Source organism: Amycolatopsis vastitatis, assembly GCF_002234595.1.
Classification (GTDB): domain Bacteria; phylum Actinomycetota; class Actinomycetes; order Mycobacteriales; family Pseudonocardiaceae; genus Amycolatopsis; species Amycolatopsis vastitatis.
Window position 1 is genome coordinate 71,560 of the sequence record NZ_NMUL01000065.1, and the last position, 19,990, is coordinate 91,549.

Below are 19,990 nucleotides of genomic sequence, written 5' to 3' on the forward strand. Positions count from 1 at the left end.
ACCGCGCCCCCAGGCGGCCCGGCCGGAGTTCCACCACGACCCTGTACCACCGGATCGGGACCGGTGGTACGGGGTCGTGTCATTTCCGGAGGGGATGTCGCAGGTCCTCCGCGTCCTCGCTGCGGAATCCGCAGAAGCGCCAAAACACCTGGTACCGGCCCTGCTCGACAATCGGTGACCACGGTAGGTTGACGTTCCGGCGAGGGCGACGCCGGAAGACCGCGAAACCCGGGGAGGTGGGCGCGAGCATGGCCCGAACCCGGCTCCAGCTGCTCGGCCCGGTCCAGCTGTTCCTCGGCGACGACCCCGTCCCGATCGGCGGTCCCGGCGTGCGCGGCCTGCTCGCGCTGCTGGCGCTCAAAACCGGCAAGGTCGTGGGGCTCGACGAGATCATCGACGCGCTGTGGGGCCACAACCCGCCGGCGACCGCCCGGACCATCGTCCACGGCAACGTCTCGCACCTGCGGCGGATCCTGCGCGAAGTCGACGGTCCCGGCATCCTGACCACCCCGCCGGGGTACCGGCTGGACGCCGAGCCCGGCTGGATCGACGTCCACCGGGCGCGCACGCTGTTCGACCGCGCGGCGGTGGCCACCCCGGAGGTCGCGGCCCCGCTGCTGGCCGAAGCGCTCGCGCTGTGGCAGGGCCCCGCGCTGGGCGGGGTGCCCGACTCCCTGCAGGCCCCCGAGCTGGAGGACCTCCGCCTCGCCGTGCACGGCGCCCGCGTCGACGCCGACCTCGAACTCGGCCGGCACGCGGAGCTGATCGTCGAGCTCAGCCCGATCGTCCGGGCCGACCCGCTGGCCGAGCGGACCGCGGGGCAGCTGATGCGGGCGCTGTACCACGCCGGGCGGCGCGGGGACGCGCTCGAGCTGTACCGGACCGTCTCGCGCGCCACCCTCCGCACGCTGGGCGTCGAGCCCGGTGCCGAGCTGCGCTGGCTGCACGAGCGGGTGCTCAACGACGACCTGCCGGCCCGGGACGTCCCCGCGCCGGCCGTCGTCGACGAGCCCGCGAAAGCGATTTCGCAGCTGCCGGCCGCGGTGCCCAGCCTGGCCGGCCGCGGCGACGAGCTGGCCTGGCTCGACGGCCTGGTCACCCGCGCCGAGGCCGGGCAGACGACGATCGCCGTGGTCACCGGCACCGCCGGGGTCGGCAAGAGCACGCTGGTCGTGTGGTGGGCGCACCGGGTCGCGCCGCGGTTCCCGGACGGTGTCCTGTTCGCGTCCCTGCGCGGCTTCGACCCGCACCACCCGCCGCTGGAGCCGGCCGAGCTGCTCACGCAGTTCCTGCTCGGCCTCGGCGTCGAAACCGCGCGGATCCCGGAACTGCTGCACGAGCGCGTCGCGCTGTACCGGTCGCTGATCGCGGGACGGCGGATGCTGGTGCTGCTCGACGACGCCCGCACCGCCGAGCAGGTGCGCCCGCTGCTGCCGCCGAGCGCGCGGACGATGACGGTGGTGACCAGCCGGTCCCGCCTCGACGGGCTGGCCGTGTCGAACGCGGCCAAGCAGCGGGTGCTCGGCACGCTCCCGCCCGACGACGCCGTGGCGCTCATCGAAGAGCTCGCCGGGCCGGCCAGCCTCAACCACGCCCTCGCGCGGCTGTGCGGCTACCTCCCGCTCGCGCTCCGGATCGCGGGCGCGCGGCTCTCGGCGAGTGCCCAGCGCACCGCGGAAGAGCTGGTCGACGAGCTCGGCAACGAGCGCACCCGGCTGGCGGGGCTGCAGGTCGAGGGCGCCGAGGACGGCGTGCGCGCGGCGTTCGACGTCTCCTTCCGCGGCCTGCCCGGCGAAATCGCCGAGACGTTCCTGCAGCTGGGCGCGGTGCCCGGGGTGATGGCCGGGCCGCACCTGGTGGCCGCGGTCGCGCAGATCCCGGTGGCCGAGGCCCGGCGGCGGCTGCGCGCGCTGGCCGCCCACAACCTCATCGCCGAGACCGCGCGGGACGTCTTCGTGCCGCACGACCTCGTCTCGGTCTACCTGCGTGAGCTCGCGGAACAGGAGCTCGGCGACAAGGAGCGTGACCAAGCACTCGGCTGGACGATCCGCTACTACCAGGCGGTGGCCGACCGGGCGCGGCGCCTGCTGGGCCGCGTCACCGACCCGCTCGACTTCACGGGCGTGCTCGCTGACAACGCGATGCCGCCGCTGACCGGCTTCGCCGAGGCGCACGACTGGTTCGCGGCCGAGTGGCCCAACCTTCTCGCGGTCCTCGACGCCGCGTATGCCGCGGGCCGCCACGACGACGTCTGGCGGCTGGCCCGGCTCGGGCACACCTTCCGCGTCGCCTGCCCGCTGCTGGACGAGTGGACGCGGATGGCCGACCTCGGCGTCGAGGCCGCCGAAGCCGCGGGCGACGTCGCCGGGCAGTGCTGGCTGCGGCTCGCGCGGTGCGAGATCGCGCTGACCTTCGAGCTGCCGGGCTTCGGTCTCGCCGACGCCGAGCGGGCGGCGGAGCTGTCCGCCGGGCTCACCGACGAGCGGCTCGCCGCCTCGGCCGACCTGCACCTCGGCCGCGCGCTGAGCCGGCTCGGCGAGCACGACAAGGCCATCGAGCGGCTGGCCAAAGCCGTCGAAGAAGCACCCGACGTCACGCTGCGCGGGCAAGCGCTCAGCAGCTGCGCCCAAGCGGAGAAGCGGGCGGGACGGCTGTCCGACGCGATCGCCCACCAGCTCGACGGCCTGCGCGTCGACCGCGAACTGGGCGACGACGGCCAGGTCGTCGTCTCGCTGGACAAGCTGGCCGAGCTCAGCCTGCGGGCCGGCGACCACGCGGCGGCCGAGCGGTACGTCTGGGAGGCCATCGACCTGGCGATCAGCCGCGAGTTCGTCGCGCGGGAGGGCGCGCTGCGGCTGACCCTGGGCCGGGTGCTGCGGGCCAAGGGCGACATCGACGGCGCGCGTGAACAACTCGCGATGTCGGTGCGCATTTACGAGCGGGTGCACCCGAAGCTCGTCGGCGAGGTGCGCGCCGAACTCGCCGAACTGCGGTGACGGTTTTCCCGGTCATTCAAACTGCGACAACTCGTTGTCGGCCGTTCGGATTTATGGAGACAATTTCGGTTGCGAATGGGTCACGACCCCTTCGCGCCGGTCAATCCTTAGTGGATTCTTAGTGTGCGTGGGCGGCGTCCGCGTAGGTTCGGCGGTGCCGGCAGAGCCCTAGGGGAGGGGCAGGCTGAGACGCCGGCGCCGGGCCCCGCGCGGGAAACCGCGGCGGGGCCGGGAGCCGCCAGGAGCGGCTCGTGGCGGCCCGGCCGGCCGACGTGGGGGTAGGCCGGCCGGTCGCCAGGCGACCCGCCGCGGAAACCTGCCGATGAACGTGCCGCAGAACTTCAGCCGACGTTCGCGGTGCAGAGCGCGATCGTCGTTCCGCTGTTTTCCGCGACCTTCTTGCCGTCGACGAGAATCGCGCAGCTGATCACGTTGTTCACGTTCGAATTGCGGGTGTCCGCGGTGAGCGTCAACAGGTACGAGCCGTTGTTGTAGGACGCCTGGCCTTCCCAGGCGTCGGTGCTCGCGGGCGCGTTTTCCGTGCGCTGGTCGCTGAGGCTGCCGTAGCGGACGGTCGCGCCGCCCGCCGAGGTGACCTGAAAGACCACGGAGTGCTTGTCCGCGGCCACCGCGGGCAGGTGCAGCCCGCCCTCGCCGCCGCCGATGAAGGTCGAGTACAGCAGCGCTCCGGCCGTCGTGAGCAGCGCGGCGGCCGTGACGGCGGTGGCGGCGATCGCCAGCCCACGGTCGCCCACGGTGCCCTTTTTGACCTGGGTCAGCCCGATGATGGCCAGGACGAGCCCGATCCCGCCCAGCGGCCATGCGACGAACTCGACGTCCGGGACGAACGTGACAACGATGGCGGCCAGGCCGAGCGGCAGGCCGACGATGGCGAGGACGTTCCGCCGGGGCCGCGCGTTGGCCTGACGACGCTCCGTGGCCGTCACCGGCGGCGCGGGTCTGCCGTGGCGCGCGGTGGTCGGCGGGTACTGCGGGTCGGTCATCATGCGGGCCCCTTCGGGTGGGAGTGCGACGACGTTAACCCATAAGAGTGCCCACGAACGAAATTGTTACATTCTGGAAAAAGTCATTGTCCCACCATTTTGTGTCAGGTATCGGTATTTCCTGACATCGAGCGCAGGGTGTGGCCCGGTGATCAATGGGACGAATATCGGAAGTCCCACTGTTCGACAGGGTCTTTCGCGACCTCGCAGCGGGTATCGTAAATACCGTACGGGCATCCCGGCACCACCGTGAGGCCTACGACGACCGTAGGTACCGGTGTTCAAGACGAAAGTCGCATACCGGACTTCTCAGTCGAAAAGACTGACTTCGGGAGTGATTTCGAGAAGCTCGAAGACGGGCCGCCCGCGGCGGCCGTCGATCGTCGTCGTGCGCACGACGCGTAGCCGGGCCGTCACCGGCCGGTCGAGGTTCTCCTTGATCTCGTCAAGCAGGTCCGGCGCCACGGCGCCCTGGATCGTCCCGCCCGACTCGCGGTCGAGGTAGAAGATGCGCCGCCGGGTGCGGACGCCGTCGAGCCGCCCGCGCACGGTCTCGTAGCCGACCTCTTCGCGGGATTCGCGGAGGCTGCCCTGCAGGATCCGGGCCTGCTCGGTCGTCATGCTGCGCGTGACCTGCTCGCCCGAGGTCGGGGTCAGCGCCATCCCGATGCCGGCGTTCTTCGCGACGGCGTTGACGATGTCGCTCACGGCGTTGCGGACGGTGTCGCGCTGGAGCAGCACGGCGTCGAGCGCGCCGTCGTCCGAGCCGTTCGCCGGCAGGAAGTCGCACAGCTCCTTGACCGCGCGCTCGGACAACGTCTCGATGCCGTCGACGATCAGCGCGTCGTCGGAGACGTCGAGCTCCGGGAAGCCGAAGAAGATCGCGTTGCCCGCCTGGCCGCGCTGGATCAGCGGCGCCTTGTCCCGGTCGGTCTGCTGGACCTGGGTGACCTCGCCGGACGGGTTCCGGATGATGTGCCCGATCTTGGCGGTCGCGTCCTGCAGGGCGCGGCTGATGTCGGAGAAGGTGTAGGCGTCGATGATCTGCTCGCCGATCACCGAGACGTGCAGCAGCGGCGAACGGGACGTCCGCTCGAACTTGGCGTTGGCCGCCATCGCCGAGGCGCGGGCCAGGTCGTCGAGCCACGTGCCGCCGGGGATCTCGTCGGCGATGCGCCGGAACTCGTTCCTCACCAGATCATCTCCGGGTAGCCCCTGCCGCCCGCGGCCCAGACCTCGGCCCACACGTCCTCGTCGCCGGGACGGCACAGGAAGCCGTCCAGCATGCCCCCGACCGGCTGGACCTGGTCGAGGTACATCGCGGGCTGCCCGACGATCACGCCGCGCAGAGTGAGCAGGCCGTACAGCGCCGACCGGCCGGTGTCGTCGAGCCGCTTGAGGGCACCCCACTCGTCCGGGATGAGGACGACGTCGAGGCTTTGCGGGGGGTGTGCGGTCCGCATGATGAGCTCGCCGCCGATCCAGGCCCGGCCGGACGGGATGATCCGCCGGGCCACGCCGAGGTAGCTGTTGAGCGCGCTGAACAGGATCTCGCGGTCGTTCTGGTGCGGGGCGTCGAACACCAGGCGTTCGTAGACGTCGGCGAGGTCTCCGGCGTGCCGGCCCGGCGGCAGGACCTGCTGCGACGTCCAATGGGGGAGCGCCACACACCCCTCCTCAGCCCTCGCTCACAGTGCGTAGCCGAACTTACCAGGATGGGTGTCAGCCGCCGCGCCCAGGCTGGTGCGGCCACTGCGGGTCGGCCTCCGGCCACGCCGGCTCCTCCTCGGTGGGCCAGTCCTCGGCTTCCGGCCCGCGCTGCGGCGGCAGCGGAAGCAGTCCTTCGCGGTGACCGACGGGCTCGGGGGCGTCGACGTCCTGGTCGGGTTCCTTGGGCGGGTGCTGCGCCCAGGCGGCGGGGATGAACTGGGTCTGCTCGGCCGCCGACGGTTCCGGCTCCGGTTCGTACCGCGGCTCGGGCGGGGGCTCGGGCTTGGGGCGTTGCACGGTGCGCAGCAGGAGCCACGAGGTGAGCGCGCCGAGGGCGAAGGCGACGATCAGCCACAGCCAGATCTCCCCGAACAACCACATCATCTGCTCATCACCCCTCACACGACCGTGATCTCGACGCGCCGGTCCTCTTCGCCGCCGGTGGCCGGCCGGGTGTCGCCCAGCCCCCGGTAGGTCACGCGCTTGGTCGTCAGCCCGTTGGCGGTGAGGACCCGCGCGACGGCCCGGGCGCGGTCCCGCGAAAGCTTCAGCGCGGCGCTCTCGCCGCCGGGGCCGCGGGCGACGTGGCCGGTGACCCGGTACCGGAAGTCCGCCGGCGCTTTGGCGAGCGCGATGGCGATGTCGCGGGCGGCCTGTTCGCCTTCGGGCGTGAGCCGGGAGGTGTCCGGCACGAAGCTGATCGGTGTCTCGGTCAGCATCCGGTCGATCTCGGCCTGCACCCCGGCCTTGTCGGTGGGCGGCGGCGCGGTGGTGCTGGTGGTCGGCGGCGGGCTGCTCGTGGTCGGCGGCGCACTGCTGCTCGGACTCGGGGCCGGGTTGGGGGCCACCGGGACGACGTCGCCGTCGAACCTGGCGGCCCGCACACCGTCGACGCCCTCGACGACATCGAGTGCGCGCAGGGCGTCCCACGGCGGGAAGCCGCTGAGGGTGGCATCCCGCCCGTCGAAGCTGACATCGCCGGCGGGCAACCCGGCGGCGACCAGCGCGGCCCGCGCCCGGCCGGCGAGGTCCCGCTGGATGTGCCCGGCCTGAACCCACGTCACGACCCCCGCGAGCAGTGCCGTGACCAGCACCGCGATCGGGACCACGAGGATCCAGCGCCGACCACCGGACATAAGGGGACTGTAAGCCGGGCGCCGCGGGATGGCGACCTGAATCCGGGTGGCGATCCACAAGTTGTCCCCAGGCAAGTCGACATGTGGACAACTGCCTGAGTCGTGAGCGGTTCGGCACTTTCCGTCAGGGGTGGCCGGTAGACTGGACTTGGGCACGCCCCCCAGGGCGGGTGGGGGATGTTTCCGGGGCGGGGGGTTCCGGCGAAGTCGTGTCGTTGCGGGTAGCTCGCACAGCGCTCGTTGGCTCACCACCCCGAAGCCGGATTGTGACTACGGACGGTAGTACCGCGTCAAGGCGGGAAAGCGTGCCTTGACCCGGCGCTACCGTCCGTGTTCTGGCTTCGTATCGGGGTTGCGGGGAGGGGTCTGGGTGGGGTGCGGTTTTGTCTTCAGCGTGCCGTTCATGCCGGTGAGGCACCTGAAAAGGGGGCGCTACGACTTTGCCGGAACCCTGCCAGGGCGGGCGGGTCCGGCCAGGTCCGCCTACGGACGGATTCGCGAGGTCATGAACGACTCTTTCCTGTCGTCAGACGCCATGAACGAGTCGTTCACGACACGACGGGAACGAACCCGAACTCCTCAGCTGGCCTGCTGCCGGGCGTTGTCGGGCACCTCGAGCACGTCCAGCGGCACCAAAGGGGCCAGCTTCGGCCGCTTCGGCGACAAGCCGTCTCCCATCGACTCGCCCCGGAGCTGCCTCCGGATCCAGGGCAGCAGGTGCACCTTCGTCCACGTCAGGTCCGAACGCCGCGAGTCGATCCAGCGGCTGGGGATGACTTCCGCCGGCCACGGCTCGCGCCAGTCGTCTTCCGCGGGGATGCCCAGGACCTCCGCCGCCCTCAGAGCGATGCGGCGGTGGGCTTCCGGGGAGAAGTGGAGGCGGTCGTCGCTCCAGGCGCGGCGGTCGTGCAGGGGGTCCATCGTCCAGAGGTCGACCATGCGGGCGCCGTGGCGTTCGGCGATCGCCCACAGGTTCGTGTTGTAGATCGCCACCTTGCCGCGCAGCACCGACATCACCGAGAGCACCTTGGTGTCCGGGCCGTTGAACATCAGCACCGGGATCCCGGCCTCGCGCAGCCTGGCGACGCCCTCCTCCAGGCGCTCTGTGACCGCGTCGACGTCCGCCCCCGGCACGATGATGTCGTTGCCGCCCGCGCACAGCGTCACCAGGTCGGGCTTCAGCTCCAGCGCGAGCGGCAGCTGCTCGTCCAGGATCTCGTCGAGCATCTTGCCCCGCAGCGCCAGGTTGGCGTACCGGAAGTCGCTCCGGCCCGCCGCCAGGATTTCCGCGAGCCGGTCGGCCCAGCCCCGGAAGGAGCCGTCCCGCAGGTCGTCGTTGAGACCCTCGGTGAAGCTGTCCCCGATGGCTACGTAGCTGTCGATTCCGTACACGTTGGGTCCCCTTCCCATCCTGCGGCCGACACACCCCGACATGTAGTTGTACACCTCAACTATCGCACCCCCACGATGCGTCCACCGCCACCTCGGGTTCAGCCTGCGGTAACAGTGTCTTATCTTGTCGGCCTTCTCCGCCTCCGTATTACGCGCTCTTCACCCTCGGCATGCCGTGAAACGGCACACTGGGCGGCAAACCCGGCACCGGTGTGGCGAAAATCTCCCCACCCGGGGCGTTCAGGGCGTGATCCGGCAGGCTGGAGACGTGTCCGGAGAACCCCGTGAGTCGCTCACGCAGATCCTCGGTGGCCGCCGGGGCGCACTCGACGCCAGTATCCCGCCCGTCGGCTTCGTCGCCGGCTGGCTCGCGGCCGGGCAGTCGATCGCCTGGGGCGCCGGCGCCGCCATCGGGGTCGCCATCGCGCTCGGCGTCTACCGGATCGTGCGGGGCGCCAAGGTCCGCGCGCTCGTCGTGAGCCTGGCCGCGGTCGTCGCCGCCGCGCTGATCGCCCTGCACACCGGTCGCGCCCAGGACTTCTTCCTGCTGCAGCTGATGTCCAATATGGCCAGCGCCCTGCTGTGGGCGGCCAGCATCATCGTCCGCTGGCCGCTGCTCGGCGTCGTCGTCGGCCTGCTGCTCGGGCAGAAGGCGCGCTGGCGGCGTGACCCGGTGCTCCTGAAGGCGTACTCGCGGGCCAGCTGGGTGTGGGTGTTCGGCCAGTACACGCTGCGGGTGGTGGTTTACGGCCTGCTGTGGTGGTCCGGTCAGGTGATCGCGCTCGGCGTCGCCCGGACGGTGCTGTCCTGGCCGCTGGTCGCGCTGACCGTCGCGGTGAGTGGCTGGGTGCTCTACCGGGCGTTGCCGCCGGAGCATCCTGGCCTGCGTCTGGCCCCTGAGACTGGCCCGGAAGACGTACCCAGGACATAAGGCGGCCCCCGGCGAGGGGGGAGGGTCCGGGGGCCACTGCCTACGTTACCCGGACTACCCGGGTTCAGTCGACGGTTTCGCGTCTTTGCGCCGCGTTTTGCTCAATCTCTTTACGGCCGGGGTCTCGGCGTCCCCTCGCCGAAGGCCTCCACGGCCGCCAGCCAGGCGGCCCCGAGCACCCCATCGGAGCTGGTCAGCACCTCGAGGCCGGCCAATCCGCGGCGCACGAGCGCGCCGACCGGGCTGGTGCCGGTGAGCACCGAGCCGACGAGGACGACCGGAGTCGACTCGCCGGGCTCGCGCGCGGCGAGGGCGTTCGCGACCAGATGGCCGGCCGCGCGGGCGACGATTTCGAGCGCCGCGGGCTCCCCCGCGTCGTGCGCCGCGCTCACCAGCGGCGCGAACCGGGCCAACCGGACGGGAGCCTCGGCGTTGGCCGTCGTGATGAGCGCCCGCGACGCGGCGAGCCGTCCCGCGTCGGTTCGGACGTCCAAACCGGACGGTCCGAATGCGGCGGCGAGCACCGCCGACGGCAGCCCGTCGAGCGGGAGCCCGCGCCCGAGTGCCTCCAAAGTGGAACGGACGGCCTCGCGGCCGAGCCAGAACGCGGACCCCTCGTCGCCCAGCAGCCAGCCGTATCCGCCCGCGGTGCCGGCGAGGCGGCGCTTCCGGATCCGGCCCGCGATCGACCCCGTGCCGGCGACGAGGACGGTTCCGTCCGGCGCCGGCGTCGCCGACGCGTACGCCACTTCGGCGTCGGTGACCGTCCGGACCACCCCGGCGAGCCCGATCCGCGCCCACGCCGCGTCGAACACCGCCGCCACGTCCGGGTCGCTGAGCTTGCTGACCCCGGCCATGCCGACGACGCACGCCCGCACGTCGCCGGGGGCGCGGGCGCCCAGCGCCGCGGTGATCGCGTCGGCGATCCGGCCCGCGGCGACCTCGGGCGCGTGCGCGTTGGGGTTGGCGCCTTCGCCGCGCCCGGTCCCCAGTACCGCGCCGGCGGCGTCGACCAGGGCGGCCCTGGTCGACGTGCCGCCGGCGTCGACGCCTACCGCGAAGCTCACCGGGTCTTGGTGACCTTCAGCAGGCCACGCGGGCTGTCCGGGTCGCCGCCGCGGGCGATCGACAGGCCGAGGGCGATCCGTTGGACGGGCAGGATCTCCAGGATCGGCGCCAGCTCCTCGACGGTCTGTGGGACGTCGATGCGCAGCGCCGCCGGGGTCTCCGCCGACGCCGAGCCGACCGCGACGACGTCCGCGCCGCGCTTGCCGACGGCGTCGATGACCTCGCGCATCGCGTCCGCGCCGTGGCCGGCGCTGGTCAGCGCGAGCACGGCGGTCTGGTCGTCGACCGCGGCGACCGGGCCGTGCAGGAGGTCGGCGCCGCTGTACGCGCGGGCGGCGAGGTAGCTCGTCTCGGCGAGCTTGAGCGACGCCTCCAGCGCGGTCGCGTAGGAGTAGCCGCGGGCGGTGGTGAGGACGCGGTTCACGAACCGGTACCGGTCGACCGCGCGCTGCACGCCCTCGGTGGCGCCGTCGAGGGTCTGCTGCGCGAGTTCGCCGATCTTCTCGGCGTCGGCCGCCTTGCCGCCGCGCACCGCGTCGATGAGCAGGTAGAGCGCCATCAGCGTCGCGGAGTACGTCTTGGTCGCGGCGACGGCCTTCTCGAGGCCCGCGCCGATGTCGACGCCGAGCTCGGAAGCCGCCCGCAGCGGCGAGTCCGGCGTGTTGGTGACGGACACGGTCAGGGCGCCCTGGCGGCGCGCCGTTTCGGTCACCTCGATCAGGTCGGGCGAGCCGCCGCTCTGGCTGACCGTGACGAAGAGCACGTCCCGCAGATCGGGCCGGGCGCCGTACAGCGTCGCGGTGGAAGGCGAAACCAGACCCGCCGGAAGGCCGAGAAGTACCTCGATCAGGTACTTCGCGTACAACGCTGCGTGGTCGCTCGATCCACGCGCGGCGAGCAACGCGAACCGCGGCGGCCGTTGTGAGATCTTTTCCGCCACCCCCGCGATTTCCGCCTGACGCGCCACCAGTCCCGCCAAGACGTCCGGCTGCTGGGCGATCTCCGCGGCCATGTGCTCGCCGGGCCGTTGTTCGGTCATCATTTTCCTCTCCACCTCCGGCATTATGTACCGGACTCAGGCGGCGTCGGTCAGGTCTAGACCAATGTTATAGCGGCGGCGCGTTTGGGGAAAAGGGTACGTTTCTTACGGGGACGTGGCGTGCGATGAGGGAAGACATAGGGAGCCGGGCATGTTGGAGACCACCACCACGGGCGAGGCGGGCGCCGTCGCCGGGATGCGCGGGCAGCGCGAGCCCAAGTACTGGGCGCTGAAACAGCACCTCCTCGACCTCCTGGACGTGCTGCCGCCCGGGTCGCCGATCCCCACCGAACGCGCGCTCGCCGGGGAGTTCACGGTCTCCCGCACCACCGTCCGCCAGGCGCTGGCCGACCTGACCGCCGAAGGCCGTTTGCACCGTGTGCAGGGCAAAGGCACCTTCGCGGCCGAGCCGAAGCTCGCGCAGCGGCTCCAGCTGTCGTCCTACACCGAGGACATGCGCAGGCAGGGCCTGAAGCCGTCGTCGAAGCTCCTCGAGGTCGAGGAGCTGCCGGTCGAGGGCGACCTCGCGAAGCTGCTCGGAATCCGCACGGGCGCGAAAATCCTTCGCCTTCGACGGCTTCGACTGGCCGACTCCCAGCCGATGGCACTGGAGACGACGCACCTTCCGCTCGGCCGTTTTCGCGGACTGCGCAAGCACGTTTCGGCCGGCGGATCGTTGTACGCCGTTCTACGCGAGCACTACGGCGTCGAACTCGAGCGCGCGGAAGAGACGATCGAGACGTCGCTGGCGGGGCCGCAGGAAGCGGAGATGCTCGGCGCGGACGTCGGCATGCCGGTGCTGATGCTGACCCGCCACTCGTTCGCCACGGACGGGAAGCCGGTCGAGTTCGCCCGCTCGGTCTACCGCGGCGACCGCTACAAGTTCGTCACGACGCTGCTGCCGTGATCCGCGGTTGACGGGCGCCTCCGGGCACGATGGAGTTAGAACCTTATTCTGGCTAGGTCGGCGCAACGGGCCGCAGGTCGCGCACCTACGGTGGCTGTTGCGCGGACCGACGGCTGAATAAGGTTCTCAAGGTGACTGCGTCTGAAGACACCGGGATCCGGTGGGGCACCCACGCCGCGCGCGGCGTGCTCACGACCACGATCCTCGGGTCGGGCATGGCGATGCTCGACGGCACCATCGTCAACGTCGCCCTGCCCCGCATCGGCGCCGAGCTGAACGCCTCCGTCGCCGGGCTCCAGTGGATCCTCGACGGCTACATGCTGGCGCTGGCCGCGCTCATCCTGGTCGCCGGTTCGCTGGGCGACCGGTACGGCAGGCGCCGCATGTACCTCGTCGGCGTCGTCTGGTTCGGCGTCGCCTCCGGGCTGTGCGCCGCCGCGACGTCCACCGAGATGCTCGTCGCGACGCGCATCCTGCAGGGCATCGGCGGCGCCCTCCTGACGCCGGGGTCGCTCGCGATCCTCCAGGCGTCCTTCGCACACGACGCCCGTGCCCGCGCGATCGGCGCGTGGTCGGGCCTCGGCGGCATCGCGGCCGCCGCCGGGCCGCTGCTCGGCGGCTTCCTCGTGCAGGTCTGGTCGTGGCGGCTGGCGTTCCTCATCAACGTGCCCATCGCCGTCGCCGTGGTCCTCATGGCACGGAAGTTCGTCCCCGAATCGCGTGACCCGGACGCCACCGGCCACCCGGACTTCGGCGCCGCCGCGCTCGGCGCCATCGGCCTCGCCGGGGTCACCGGGGCGCTCGTCGAGGCGCCCGGCCGCGGCATCGGCGACCCGATCGTGCTGGTCGCGGGCATCCTCGGCCTCGCCGGGCTGGCCGCGTTCGTCTTCGTCCAGCACCGTTCGGCGGAACCGCTCGTGCCGCCGTCGCTGTTCGGCGACCGCACGTTCACGCTCTCCAACGCCCTGACGTTCGTCGTCTACGCGGCCCTCGGCGGCGTCATGATGCTGCTGGTGATGCAGCTGCAGGTCTCGCTGCACTACTCGCCGACCGCGTCCGGCCTGGCCGGGCTGCCGCTGACGGTGATCATGCTGCTGCTCTCCGGCCGCTCCGGCGCGCTCGCGCAGCGCATCGGCCCGCGGACGCAGCTGGTCGTCGGCCCGATCGTCGTCGGCATCGGGATGCTGCTGATGCTGCGCATCGCGCCCGGCGCGTCCTACCTCGGCACGGTGCTGCCGGCGGTGGTGGTGTTCGGGCTCGGCCTGGCGACGGTCGTGGCCCCGGTGACCGCGACGGTGCTCGCCGCGGCCCCGGACCGCTACGCCGGCGTCGCCTCCGGCGTCAACAACGCCATCGCGCGCTCGGGCGGCCTGCTCGCGGTGGCGGTACTGCCCGCCGCGGCCGGCCTGACCGGCGAGGCGTACACCGACCCGGTCGCGCTCACCGCGGGCTGGCGGACGGCGCTGGTCATCTGCGCGGCGCTGGCGATCGCCGGCGGGCTGATCGCGCTGGGCATCCACAACGGCGTTCTCGAGGCCCCGGCTGCGCCCGAGAAGCCCGACGACGAGTGCCCCCACCTGGGCGAGTGCTACCACTGCGGCGTCGAGGGCCCGCCGACGCACGTCCGCAGGGGCAGGACCCCGGTCGCCGGCTCCTGAGCGCCCCAATGTGGCGTTCGTTGCGTCCAACGCACCCAATGTGGCGTTCGGTGCGTTGGACGCAACCAACGCCACATTGGGGCGCTTGAGGCGACCACTGGTCAGGCGAGGATCTCGGCGAACATCGCCGGGTCCGCGTTGCCCCCGGAGACGATCGCCACCGTGCGGCCGGCGGGCAGCTCGCCGGCGTGGGACAGGTACGCCGCCGTCGTCACGGCGCCACTGGGCTCGGCCACCAGCCGGGCCTGCCGGGCCAGCGTGCGGACGGCGTCGCGGATCTCGTCCTCGGTGACCGTCACCATGTCGTCGACGACCTTCCGCAGGTGCGCGAAGGTCAGGTCGGACGGCTGCGCGCGCAGGCCGTCGGCGATCGTGCGGGCCCGGTCCGCCACGGGCCAGTCGACCCGGTGACCGAGGCGCAGGCCCTCGGTCGTGTCGGCGGCCAGCGCGGGCTCGACGCCGATCACGCGCGCCTGCGGGCAGCGGGCCTTGATCGCGGTGCCGACGCCGGAGGCCAGCCCGCCGCCGCTCACCGGCACGAGCACGACCTCGACGTTCGGCAGGTCCTCGGCGATCTCGAGGCCGACCGTGCCCTGCCCGGCGATGATGGCCGCGTCGTCGAAGGGCGGCACGAGGGTCAGCCCGCGTTCGATGGCCAGTTCGTGCGTTTTCGCCTCGAGTTCGCTGATCGGCACCTCGATCACTTCGGCGCCGTACGACCGGGTGGCGGCGACCTTGATCCGCGGCGCGACGTCCGGCACGACGATGACCGCGGGCACGCCGTACCGCTGCGCGGCGTACGCGACCGCCTGCGCGTGGTTGCCACTCGAGAAGGCGATCACGCCGCGGGCGCGGACGGCGTCGTCGAGGGCGCTGATCGCGGTGAACGCGCCGCGCACCTTGAACGCGCCGACCGGTTGCAGATTCTCGGGTTTGAGCCACAGGGTCTTGCGGGGATCCCATGTCTGGAGCAGCAGGGGCGTGCGCACTGCGACACCTTGGACGCGCTTCGCGGCGGCCTCGATGTCTGAGATCGTCACCAGTTCCATCTGCCGAGTATGTCAAGAAACTGTTCGGTCTGGAGTGTCTATTTTGGACAGACGGAGTGGTGCTCCTCACGCACTGGCAACGTAGGGAGTTCCTCGCGCGCCTTAGACGTTGGACAGGGGAGAAGACGACTACCTAGATCGGGATCATGAGCAAGGAGAACGTAGCGACATCGGAGGAGAAGGAAGAGAAGCCGGGCCTGCGGATCGCCCAGGTCATGGCGGCGGCGCTGGCGGCGGTGACCGCGGCGCTGCTCGGATCGACGCTGGGCGTGGCGGGCACAGTGGCCGGCGCCGGCGTGGCGAGCGTGGTGTCGACGGTCGGCAGTGAGCTGTACCTGCGCTCGCTGCAGCGCACCCGCGAAGCGGCGCTCAAGGCGCGCCAGCTGGCGACGTCGGGAATCCGGCGCCGAGGGCCCGCCGTGGACATCACCGACCAGCCGACGGTCCAGCTCAAACCGCCCGCGGACGAGACGAAGCTGTCCGCGCGGCTGCGGAAGCTGCGCTGGCCGCTGATCATCGGCACGAGCGCGGCGGCTTTCGTGGTGGCGATCGTGTCGATCGTCGGCGTCGAATCGGCGACCGACGGGAAGGTCGCCGGCGGCACGGGTTCGAGCATCGGAAAGATCTTCGGCGGTGGAGGCGGCCAGCCGGACAAGACCCCGTCGACGACCCCGACGGCCCCGACGGACGACACGCAGGTGTCCCCGACGGAGACGACCACGCCCCCCTCGGACACGTCGACGGCCCCGACGACCTCGTCGGAGTCCCCGACGCCGACCCCGAGCACGACGACGCAGCAGCCGTCGACCTCGGCCCCGGCCACGACGGCGACGCCGCCGACCAGCAAGGGCGCCGCCGCGACGCCGACGCCCTGAGTCAGGGCAGGCGGGCGCGCAGCTCGCGGGCCGCGGCGGCGGGGTCCTCGGCCTCGGTGATCGCCCGGACCACCACGATCCGGGACGCTCCCGCGTCGAGGACCTCCGGCAGCCGGTCGCCGTCGATGCCGCCGATCGCGAACCACGGCCGGTCCGGGGTCCAGGCCGCGGTCGCGCGCACCAGGTCCAGGCCCGGTGCCGGGCGGCCCGGCTTCGTCGGCGTCGGCCAGCAGGGGCCCGTGCAGAAGTAGTCCACCCCGGGCTCCGCGGCGGCGGAAAGAGCCTGGTCGAGCGAGTGCGTCGACCGGCCGATGACGACTTCTTCGCCGAGAATCCGCCGGGCCAGCGGCACCGGGATGTCGTCCTGGCCCAGGTGGAGCACGTCGGCTCCCACGGCCAGGGCCACGTCGGCGCGGTCGTTCACCGACAGCAACGCTCCGTGCCGGGCGCACGCCTCGGCCAGGACCTCCAGCGCCGCGATCTCGCCGGCCGCCTCCAAGGCGCCGGTCTTGTCGCGCAGCTGGATGATGTCGACGCCGCCGGAGAGGGCCGCGTCCGCGAACGCGGCCAGGTCACCGCGGTGCGTTCGGGCGTCCGTGCACAGGTACAGGCGCGCCGCGTCGAGGCGGGCGCGGATCTTGTCACCGGAGAGGGCGGGCATAGCGGCGACCGTACCCGGCGAGCTAGGCTGGGCGCGTCCGCACGGGAGCCCGAGGCACGGGCTGAGAGGGAGCTGCCGCTCCGACCGTGGAACCTGATCCGGGTCATGCCGGCGCAGGGAGCGTGATTCCATGACGAACCTGACGACGAACCTGGCAGTGGTGGGCGGCGGCGTGATCGGCCTGTCCGCGGCGTGGCGTGCTGCCGCGAAAAGCCACCAAGTCACCCTCTACGACCCCGAACCCGTCCGCGGTGGCGCGTCCTGGCTGGCCGGGGGCATGCTCGCCCCCATCACCGAGGCCTGGCCGGGCGAGGAGGACGTCCTCCGCCTCGGCGAAGAGTCCCTCGAACGCTGGCCCGGCTTCGCGCGCGACCTCGCGCAAGAGGGCGTCGACCCCGGGCTGGCCGGGCACGGGACGCTCGTCGTCGCCTTCGACAGCGCCGACGCCGGGCACCTCGACATCCTCGCCGGGTACCTGCACTCGATCGGCCGCGCCGCCGAGCGGCTCACCGGCCGGGAGGCCAAGCGGCTCGAGCCCGGTGTCGGGTCCGTCCGAAGTGGACTCCATGTGCCCGGCGACCTGGCCGTGGACAACCGAAAGCTCCTCAACGCGCTGTACGCGGCCTGTCAAAAGCACAACGTCCGGTTCATCCGTGAGCGCGTCGAAGAACTCCCGGACGCCGAAGCCGTGGTGCTCGCCGCGGGCGCCTGGACCGGGCGGCTGCACCCCCGGCTCGCCGACGCCGTCCGCCCGCTCAAGGGCGAGATCCTCCGGCTGCGACCCCGCCGCGGCTGCCTGCCGCCGCCGTCGCACACCGTCCGGGCCGTCGTCGAAGGCCGCCCCATCTACCTCGTCCCGCGTGGTGACCAGGAGCTCGTCCTCGGCGCCACCCAGTACGAGGCCGGCTTCGACCAGGCCGTCACCGCCCGCGGCGTGCGCGAGCTGATCGAGGGCGCCGAACGCGTCTTCCCCGCGATCACCGAGTACGAGCTGGTCGAGACCGCCGCCGGCCTGCGGGCCGGCAGCCGGGACGCGCTGCCGTACCTCGGAGCCTTGGACGGCAGTGTTTTTGCCGCCACCGGGCACCACCGCAACGGCCTGCTGATGGCCCCCGTGACCGCGGACGCCGTGGTCGCCTGGCTCGAGGGGGAGAAGCCGCCCGAAGGCACCGAAGCCGCCTCGCCCGCCCGCCTGCACCAGGAGGAGCACGTCTGATGGAGATCAAGGTCAACGGCGAATGGACGGAGTTCCCCGACGGCGCGACCGTCGCCGACGTCCTCGACGCCACCGGCGGGCAGCGGCCCGGGATCGCCGTCGCGGTCGACGGCGTCGTCGTCCGCCGCGCCGACTGGTCGGCGACCGCCCTGCCCAAGGGGGCGGGCGTCGACGTGCTCACCGCGGTCCAGGGAGGCTGAAATGGACGAAGAACCACTGGTCATCGGCACCTGCAAGCTGACGTCCCGGCTGATCATCGGCACCGGCGGCGCGGCCAACCTCGCCGTCCTCGAACGCGCGCTGGTCGCGTCCGGGACCGAGCTGACCACCGTCGCCATGCGCCGCGCCGACGCCGAAGGCGGCTCCGGCGTCCTCGAACTCCTCAAAAGGCTCGGCATCGAGCTGCTGCCGAACACCGCGGGCTGCCGCACGGCCGCCGAAGCCGTCCTGACCGCGCAGCTCGCGCGCGAGGCGCTCGAGACCGACCTGATCAAGCTCGAGGTGCACGCCGACGACCGGACGCTGCTGCCGGACCCGATCGAGACCCTCGACGCCGCCGAACGGCTGGCCGCCGACGGGTTCACGGTGTTCGCCTACACGAATGACGACCCCGTGCTCGCGCTGCGCCTGGAAGAGGCCGGCTGCGCCGCCGTGATGCCGCTGGGTGCGCCGATCGGCACCGGCCTCGGCATCCGGAATCCGCACAACATCGAGCTGATCGTTTCGCGGGCGGGCGTGCCGGTGATCCTGGACGCCGGAATCGGCACGGCGTCGGACGCGACGCTGGCGATGGAGCTCGGCTGTGACGCCGTCCTGCTGTCCACCGCCGTCACCCGGGCGGCGGACCCCGAACGGATGGCCTCGGCGATGCGCTCGGCCGTCGTCGCCGGTCACCTGGCCCGAGGTGCGGGCCGGGTGCCGCAGCGCTTCTGGGCGCAGGCGTCGAGTCCACCCCGGTGAACCGGAGTGCCTTCACGCCGAGCGCGCACCACGAGCCCGTAAGGTGGACGGCATTTCCGGTGAGGGCAGAAGGAGCCAGCCGTGACCAGCACATCGGTCCAGGACGTCTCGGGCAGGTTGTACCTCGCCGTCGGCAGGCTGTCCCGGTCACTGCGGCAGGCGGGTGTGCCCGGACCGGGCCACGGCGCCATCTCGGCGCTGGCCACGCTGGTGCACGCGGGCCAGCTCCGGCTCGGCGACCTCGCGGCCAAGGAGGGCGTCGCCGCGGCGACCATGTCGCGGATCATCGCGTCCCTGGTCGAGGCGGGGTACGTCAGCCGTGAGTCCGACCCGGTCGACCGGCGGGCGTGGCTGGCGAAGGCCACCGAAGAGGGCGAGCGGCTCGTCTCCGGCGTCCGGTCGACCCGGGTGCAGGAGCTGAACCGGCGCCTCGACCGGCTTTCACCCGAGCACCGGGACGCACTGACGGCGGCTATTCCGGCCCTTGAGGCCCTGATCGCGGAGGACTAGGCGGCTTTCTGCCGCAGCTCGCCGGGCGGGTACTCAGCGCTCCTCGGGCGCCAGCCGCCAGAACGCCGAGACCGGGCCGACCTTGGCCCCCATCGGGTAGGCGTGCTCGACGGCGTGCGAGACGAACCACTTGCCGTACCGCGCGGCCTCGACCACGGACATCCCCTTGGCCAGGCCCGCGGTGAGCGCGGACGCCATCGTGTCGCCTGCGCCGTGCGTGTGCGGGGTCGGGTACCGCTGCCCCGGCAGCTCCACGAACGTCGAGCCGTCGAAGAGGAGGTCGACGCACTCGGGGTCGGCCTGCAGGTGCCCGCTCTTGACCAGGACGTACCGCGGGCCCATCCGGTGCAGGACGACGGCCGCGGTGTGCATGCCGTCCCGGTCGGTCACGGTCATCCCGGTGAGCAGCCGGACCTCGTCGAGGTTCGGGGTCAGCACGGTCGCGCGCGGCAGCAGCTCGTCGCGCAGGGCGTGCAGACCCGCCTCGTCGAACAGCGGGTGGCCGTGCATCGACGCGGCCACCGGGTCGACGACGAACGGGATCTTCGCGTCGCGCCCGATTTCGGCGTTGTCGCACGCCGTGGCGACCGCGTGGATGATCTCGGCCGAGGCCAGCATGCCGGTCTTCGCCGCGCCGACGCCCATGTCCGCCGCCACGGCCTCGATCTGCCCGGCCACGATGTGCGGCGGCAGGTCGGCGCGGTCGTGCACGCCGAGGGTGTTCTGGACGGTGACGGCGGTGACCGCGACCAGGCCGTGCACGCCACAGGTCAGGAACGTGCGGAGGTCCGCCTGCAGCCCGGCGGCACCGCCGGAGTCCGACCCGGCGATGGTCAGCGCCGAAGGGATCATGGTTTTCCCGACTTCTGGTCTAGGCC

The 19,990-nt window shown here is 72.1% G+C and carries 20 protein-coding genes and 1 riboswitch; of the genes, 9 read left to right on the plus strand and 11 right to left on the minus strand.

Annotated features, from left to right (window positions below; all coding sequences use genetic code 11):
- Positions 1 to 248 precede the first annotated feature (248 nt).
- Positions 249 to 2,996: an AfsR/SARP family transcriptional regulator gene (locus CF165_RS43980; protein WP_093953557.1), complete on the plus strand. Its 2,748-nt coding sequence runs from the start codon at positions 249 to 251 to the stop codon at positions 2,994 to 2,996.
- Positions 2,997 to 3,337: 341 nt separating this feature from the next.
- Here the strand turns inward: CF165_RS43980 and CF165_RS43985 are convergent, their stop codons facing one another.
- From CF165_RS43985 to CF165_RS44010, 6 genes are all read right to left on the minus strand, one after another.
- The gene (locus CF165_RS43985; protein WP_093953526.1) at positions 3,338 to 4,003 is read right to left on the minus strand and encodes a hypothetical protein; all 666 of its coding nucleotides are present in this window, start codon (positions 4,001 to 4,003) and stop codon (positions 3,338 to 3,340) included.
- Between the two features lie 306 nt (positions 4,004 to 4,309).
- Positions 4,310 to 5,194, minus strand: a complete 885-nt coding sequence (locus CF165_RS43990; RefSeq protein WP_093953527.1) for a hypothetical protein — start codon at positions 5,192 to 5,194, stop codon at positions 4,310 to 4,312.
- On the minus strand, positions 5,191 to 5,667 hold the full coding sequence (locus CF165_RS43995; RefSeq protein WP_093953528.1) for a DUF6932 family protein: 477 nt from the start codon (positions 5,665 to 5,667) through the stop codon (positions 5,191 to 5,193). The genes CF165_RS43990 and CF165_RS43995 overlap by 4 nt, the downstream gene beginning before the upstream one ends.
- A gap of 55 nt (positions 5,668 to 5,722) precedes the next feature.
- Positions 5,723 to 6,094 carry a hypothetical protein gene (locus CF165_RS44000; protein WP_093953529.1) on the minus strand — a complete coding sequence of 124 codons (372 nt, stop codon included), beginning with the start codon at positions 6,092 to 6,094 and terminating at the stop codon, positions 5,723 to 5,725.
- A 14-nt stretch (positions 6,095 to 6,108) separates the two neighbouring features.
- Positions 6,109 to 6,846, minus strand: coding sequence for an OmpA family protein (locus CF165_RS44005; protein ID WP_205661163.1), 738 nt, complete (start codon positions 6,844 to 6,846; stop codon positions 6,109 to 6,111).
- Between the two features lie 579 nt (positions 6,847 to 7,425).
- Positions 7,426 to 8,238: an SGNH/GDSL hydrolase family protein gene (locus CF165_RS44010; RefSeq protein WP_093953530.1), complete on the minus strand. Its 813-nt coding sequence runs from the start codon at positions 8,236 to 8,238 to the stop codon at positions 7,426 to 7,428.
- A gap of 268 nt (positions 8,239 to 8,506) precedes the next feature.
- On the opposite strand from CF165_RS44010, the gene CF165_RS44015 reads away from it, so the two are divergent.
- Positions 8,507 to 9,169 (plus strand): DUF3159 domain-containing protein, encoded by a 663-nt coding sequence (locus CF165_RS44015; protein WP_093953531.1) that lies wholly within the window; start codon positions 8,507 to 8,509, stop codon positions 9,167 to 9,169.
- A gap of 110 nt (positions 9,170 to 9,279) precedes the next feature.
- Here CF165_RS44015 and CF165_RS44020 read toward each other — a convergent pair whose 3' ends face one another.
- Complete coding sequence (locus tag CF165_RS44020) at positions 9,280 to 10,236, minus strand: N-acetylglucosamine kinase (protein ID WP_093953532.1); 957 nt, start codon at positions 10,234 to 10,236, stop codon at positions 9,280 to 9,282.
- Entirely contained in the window at positions 10,233 to 11,279 is a 1,047-nt protein-coding gene (locus CF165_RS44025) for an SIS domain-containing protein (RefSeq protein WP_093953533.1), read from the minus strand. Before CF165_RS44025 ends, CF165_RS44020 begins: the two co-directional genes overlap by 4 nt.
- Positions 11,280 to 11,427: 148 nt before the next feature.
- On the opposite strand from CF165_RS44025, the gene CF165_RS44030 reads away from it, so the two are divergent.
- Together CF165_RS44030 and CF165_RS44035 are read left to right on the plus strand one after the other, a co-directional pair.
- Entirely contained in the window at positions 11,428 to 12,183 is a 756-nt protein-coding gene (locus tag CF165_RS44030; protein WP_020641758.1) for a GntR family transcriptional regulator, read from the plus strand.
- A gap of 131 nt (positions 12,184 to 12,314) precedes the next feature.
- Entirely contained in the window at positions 12,315 to 13,841 is a 1,527-nt protein-coding gene (locus tag CF165_RS44035; RefSeq protein ID WP_093953534.1) for an MFS transporter, read from the plus strand.
- Between the two features lie 101 nt (positions 13,842 to 13,942).
- On the opposite strand, the gene CF165_RS44040 is transcribed toward CF165_RS44035, so the two are convergent.
- Positions 13,943 to 14,890: a threonine ammonia-lyase gene (locus tag CF165_RS44040; protein WP_093953535.1), complete on the minus strand. Its 948-nt coding sequence runs from the start codon at positions 14,888 to 14,890 to the stop codon at positions 13,943 to 13,945.
- 146 nt (positions 14,891 to 15,036) lie between these two features.
- Here CF165_RS44040 and CF165_RS44045 point away from each other — a divergent pair, with 146 nt between their 5' ends.
- Positions 15,037 to 15,765, plus strand: a complete 729-nt coding sequence (locus CF165_RS44045; RefSeq protein ID WP_093953536.1) for a hypothetical protein — start codon at positions 15,037 to 15,039, stop codon at positions 15,763 to 15,765.
- A gap of 1 nt (position 15,766) precedes the next feature.
- Here the strand turns inward: CF165_RS44045 and thiE are convergent, their stop codons facing one another.
- Complete coding sequence (thiE, locus tag CF165_RS44050; RefSeq protein WP_093953537.1) at positions 15,767 to 16,426, minus strand: thiamine phosphate synthase; 660 nt, start codon at positions 16,424 to 16,426, stop codon at positions 15,767 to 15,769.
- 31 nt (positions 16,427 to 16,457) lie between these two features.
- Positions 16,458 to 16,563: riboswitch (TPP riboswitch) on the plus strand.
- On the opposite strand from thiE, the gene thiO reads away from it, so the two are divergent.
- The 4 genes from thiO to CF165_RS44070 all read left to right on the plus strand — a co-directional run bounded on the left by thiO (position 16,557) and on the right by CF165_RS44070 (position 19,112).
- Complete coding sequence (gene thiO, locus CF165_RS44055) at positions 16,557 to 17,642, plus strand: glycine oxidase ThiO (RefSeq protein ID WP_093953538.1); 1,086 nt, start codon at positions 16,557 to 16,559, stop codon at positions 17,640 to 17,642. (Overlaps the previous riboswitch by 7 nt.)
- Positions 17,642 to 17,842 (plus strand): sulfur carrier protein ThiS, encoded by a 201-nt coding sequence (thiS, locus tag CF165_RS44060; RefSeq protein WP_093953539.1) that lies wholly within the window; start codon positions 17,642 to 17,644, stop codon positions 17,840 to 17,842. Before thiO ends, thiS begins: the two co-directional genes overlap by 1 nt.
- Before the next feature lies 1 nt (position 17,843).
- Positions 17,844 to 18,602, plus strand: coding sequence for a thiazole synthase (locus CF165_RS44065; RefSeq protein WP_093953540.1), 759 nt, complete (start codon positions 17,844 to 17,846; stop codon positions 18,600 to 18,602).
- Between the two features lie 81 nt (positions 18,603 to 18,683).
- A complete protein-coding gene (locus tag CF165_RS44070) occupies positions 18,684 to 19,112 on the plus strand; it encodes a MarR family winged helix-turn-helix transcriptional regulator (protein ID WP_093953541.1) in 429 nt (142 codons plus the stop codon).
- A gap of 33 nt (positions 19,113 to 19,145) precedes the next feature.
- Here CF165_RS44070 and thiD read toward each other — a convergent pair whose 3' ends face one another.
- The gene (gene thiD, locus CF165_RS44075; RefSeq protein WP_093953542.1) at positions 19,146 to 19,964 is read right to left on the minus strand and encodes a bifunctional hydroxymethylpyrimidine kinase/phosphomethylpyrimidine kinase; all 819 of its coding nucleotides are present in this window, start codon (positions 19,962 to 19,964) and stop codon (positions 19,146 to 19,148) included.
- Positions 19,965 to 19,990 lie beyond the last annotated feature (26 nt).

Coding starts and splice junctions, on each gene's coding strand:
- CF165_RS44065 (WP_093953540.1), top strand. CDS start 17,844: ATGGACGAAGAACCACTGGTCATCGGCACCTGCAAGCTGACGTCCCGG.
- CF165_RS43980 (WP_093953557.1), top strand. CDS start 249: ATGGCCCGAACCCGGCTCCAGCTGCTCGGCCCGGTCCAGCTGTTCCTC.
- CF165_RS44000 (WP_093953529.1), bottom strand. CDS start 6,094: ATGATGTGGTTGTTCGGGGAGATCTGGCTGTGGCTGATCGTCGCCTTC.
- CF165_RS44040 (WP_093953535.1), bottom strand. CDS start 14,890: ATGGAACTGGTGACGATCTCAGACATCGAGGCCGCCGCGAAGCGCGTC.
- thiE (WP_093953537.1), bottom strand. CDS start 16,426: ATGCCCGCCCTCTCCGGTGACAAGATCCGCGCCCGCCTCGACGCGGCG.
- CF165_RS44030 (WP_020641758.1), top strand. CDS start 11,428: ATGTTGGAGACCACCACCACGGGCGAGGCGGGCGCCGTCGCCGGGATG.
- CF165_RS44025 (WP_093953533.1), bottom strand. CDS start 11,279: ATGATGACCGAACAACGGCCCGGCGAGCACATGGCCGCGGAGATCGCC.
- CF165_RS44045 (WP_093953536.1), top strand. CDS start 15,037: ATGAGCAAGGAGAACGTAGCGACATCGGAGGAGAAGGAAGAGAAGCCG.
- thiS (WP_093953539.1), top strand. CDS start 17,642: ATGGAGATCAAGGTCAACGGCGAATGGACGGAGTTCCCCGACGGCGCG.
- CF165_RS43985 (WP_093953526.1), bottom strand. CDS start 4,003: ATGATGACCGACCCGCAGTACCCGCCGACCACCGCGCGCCACGGCAGA.
- CF165_RS44005 (WP_205661163.1), bottom strand. CDS start 6,846: ATGTCCGGTGGTCGGCGCTGGATCCTCGTGGTCCCGATCGCGGTGCTG.
- thiO (WP_093953538.1), top strand. CDS start 16,557: ATGACGAACCTGACGACGAACCTGGCAGTGGTGGGCGGCGGCGTGATC.
- thiD (WP_093953542.1), bottom strand. CDS start 19,964: ATGATCCCTTCGGCGCTGACCATCGCCGGGTCGGACTCCGGCGGTGCC.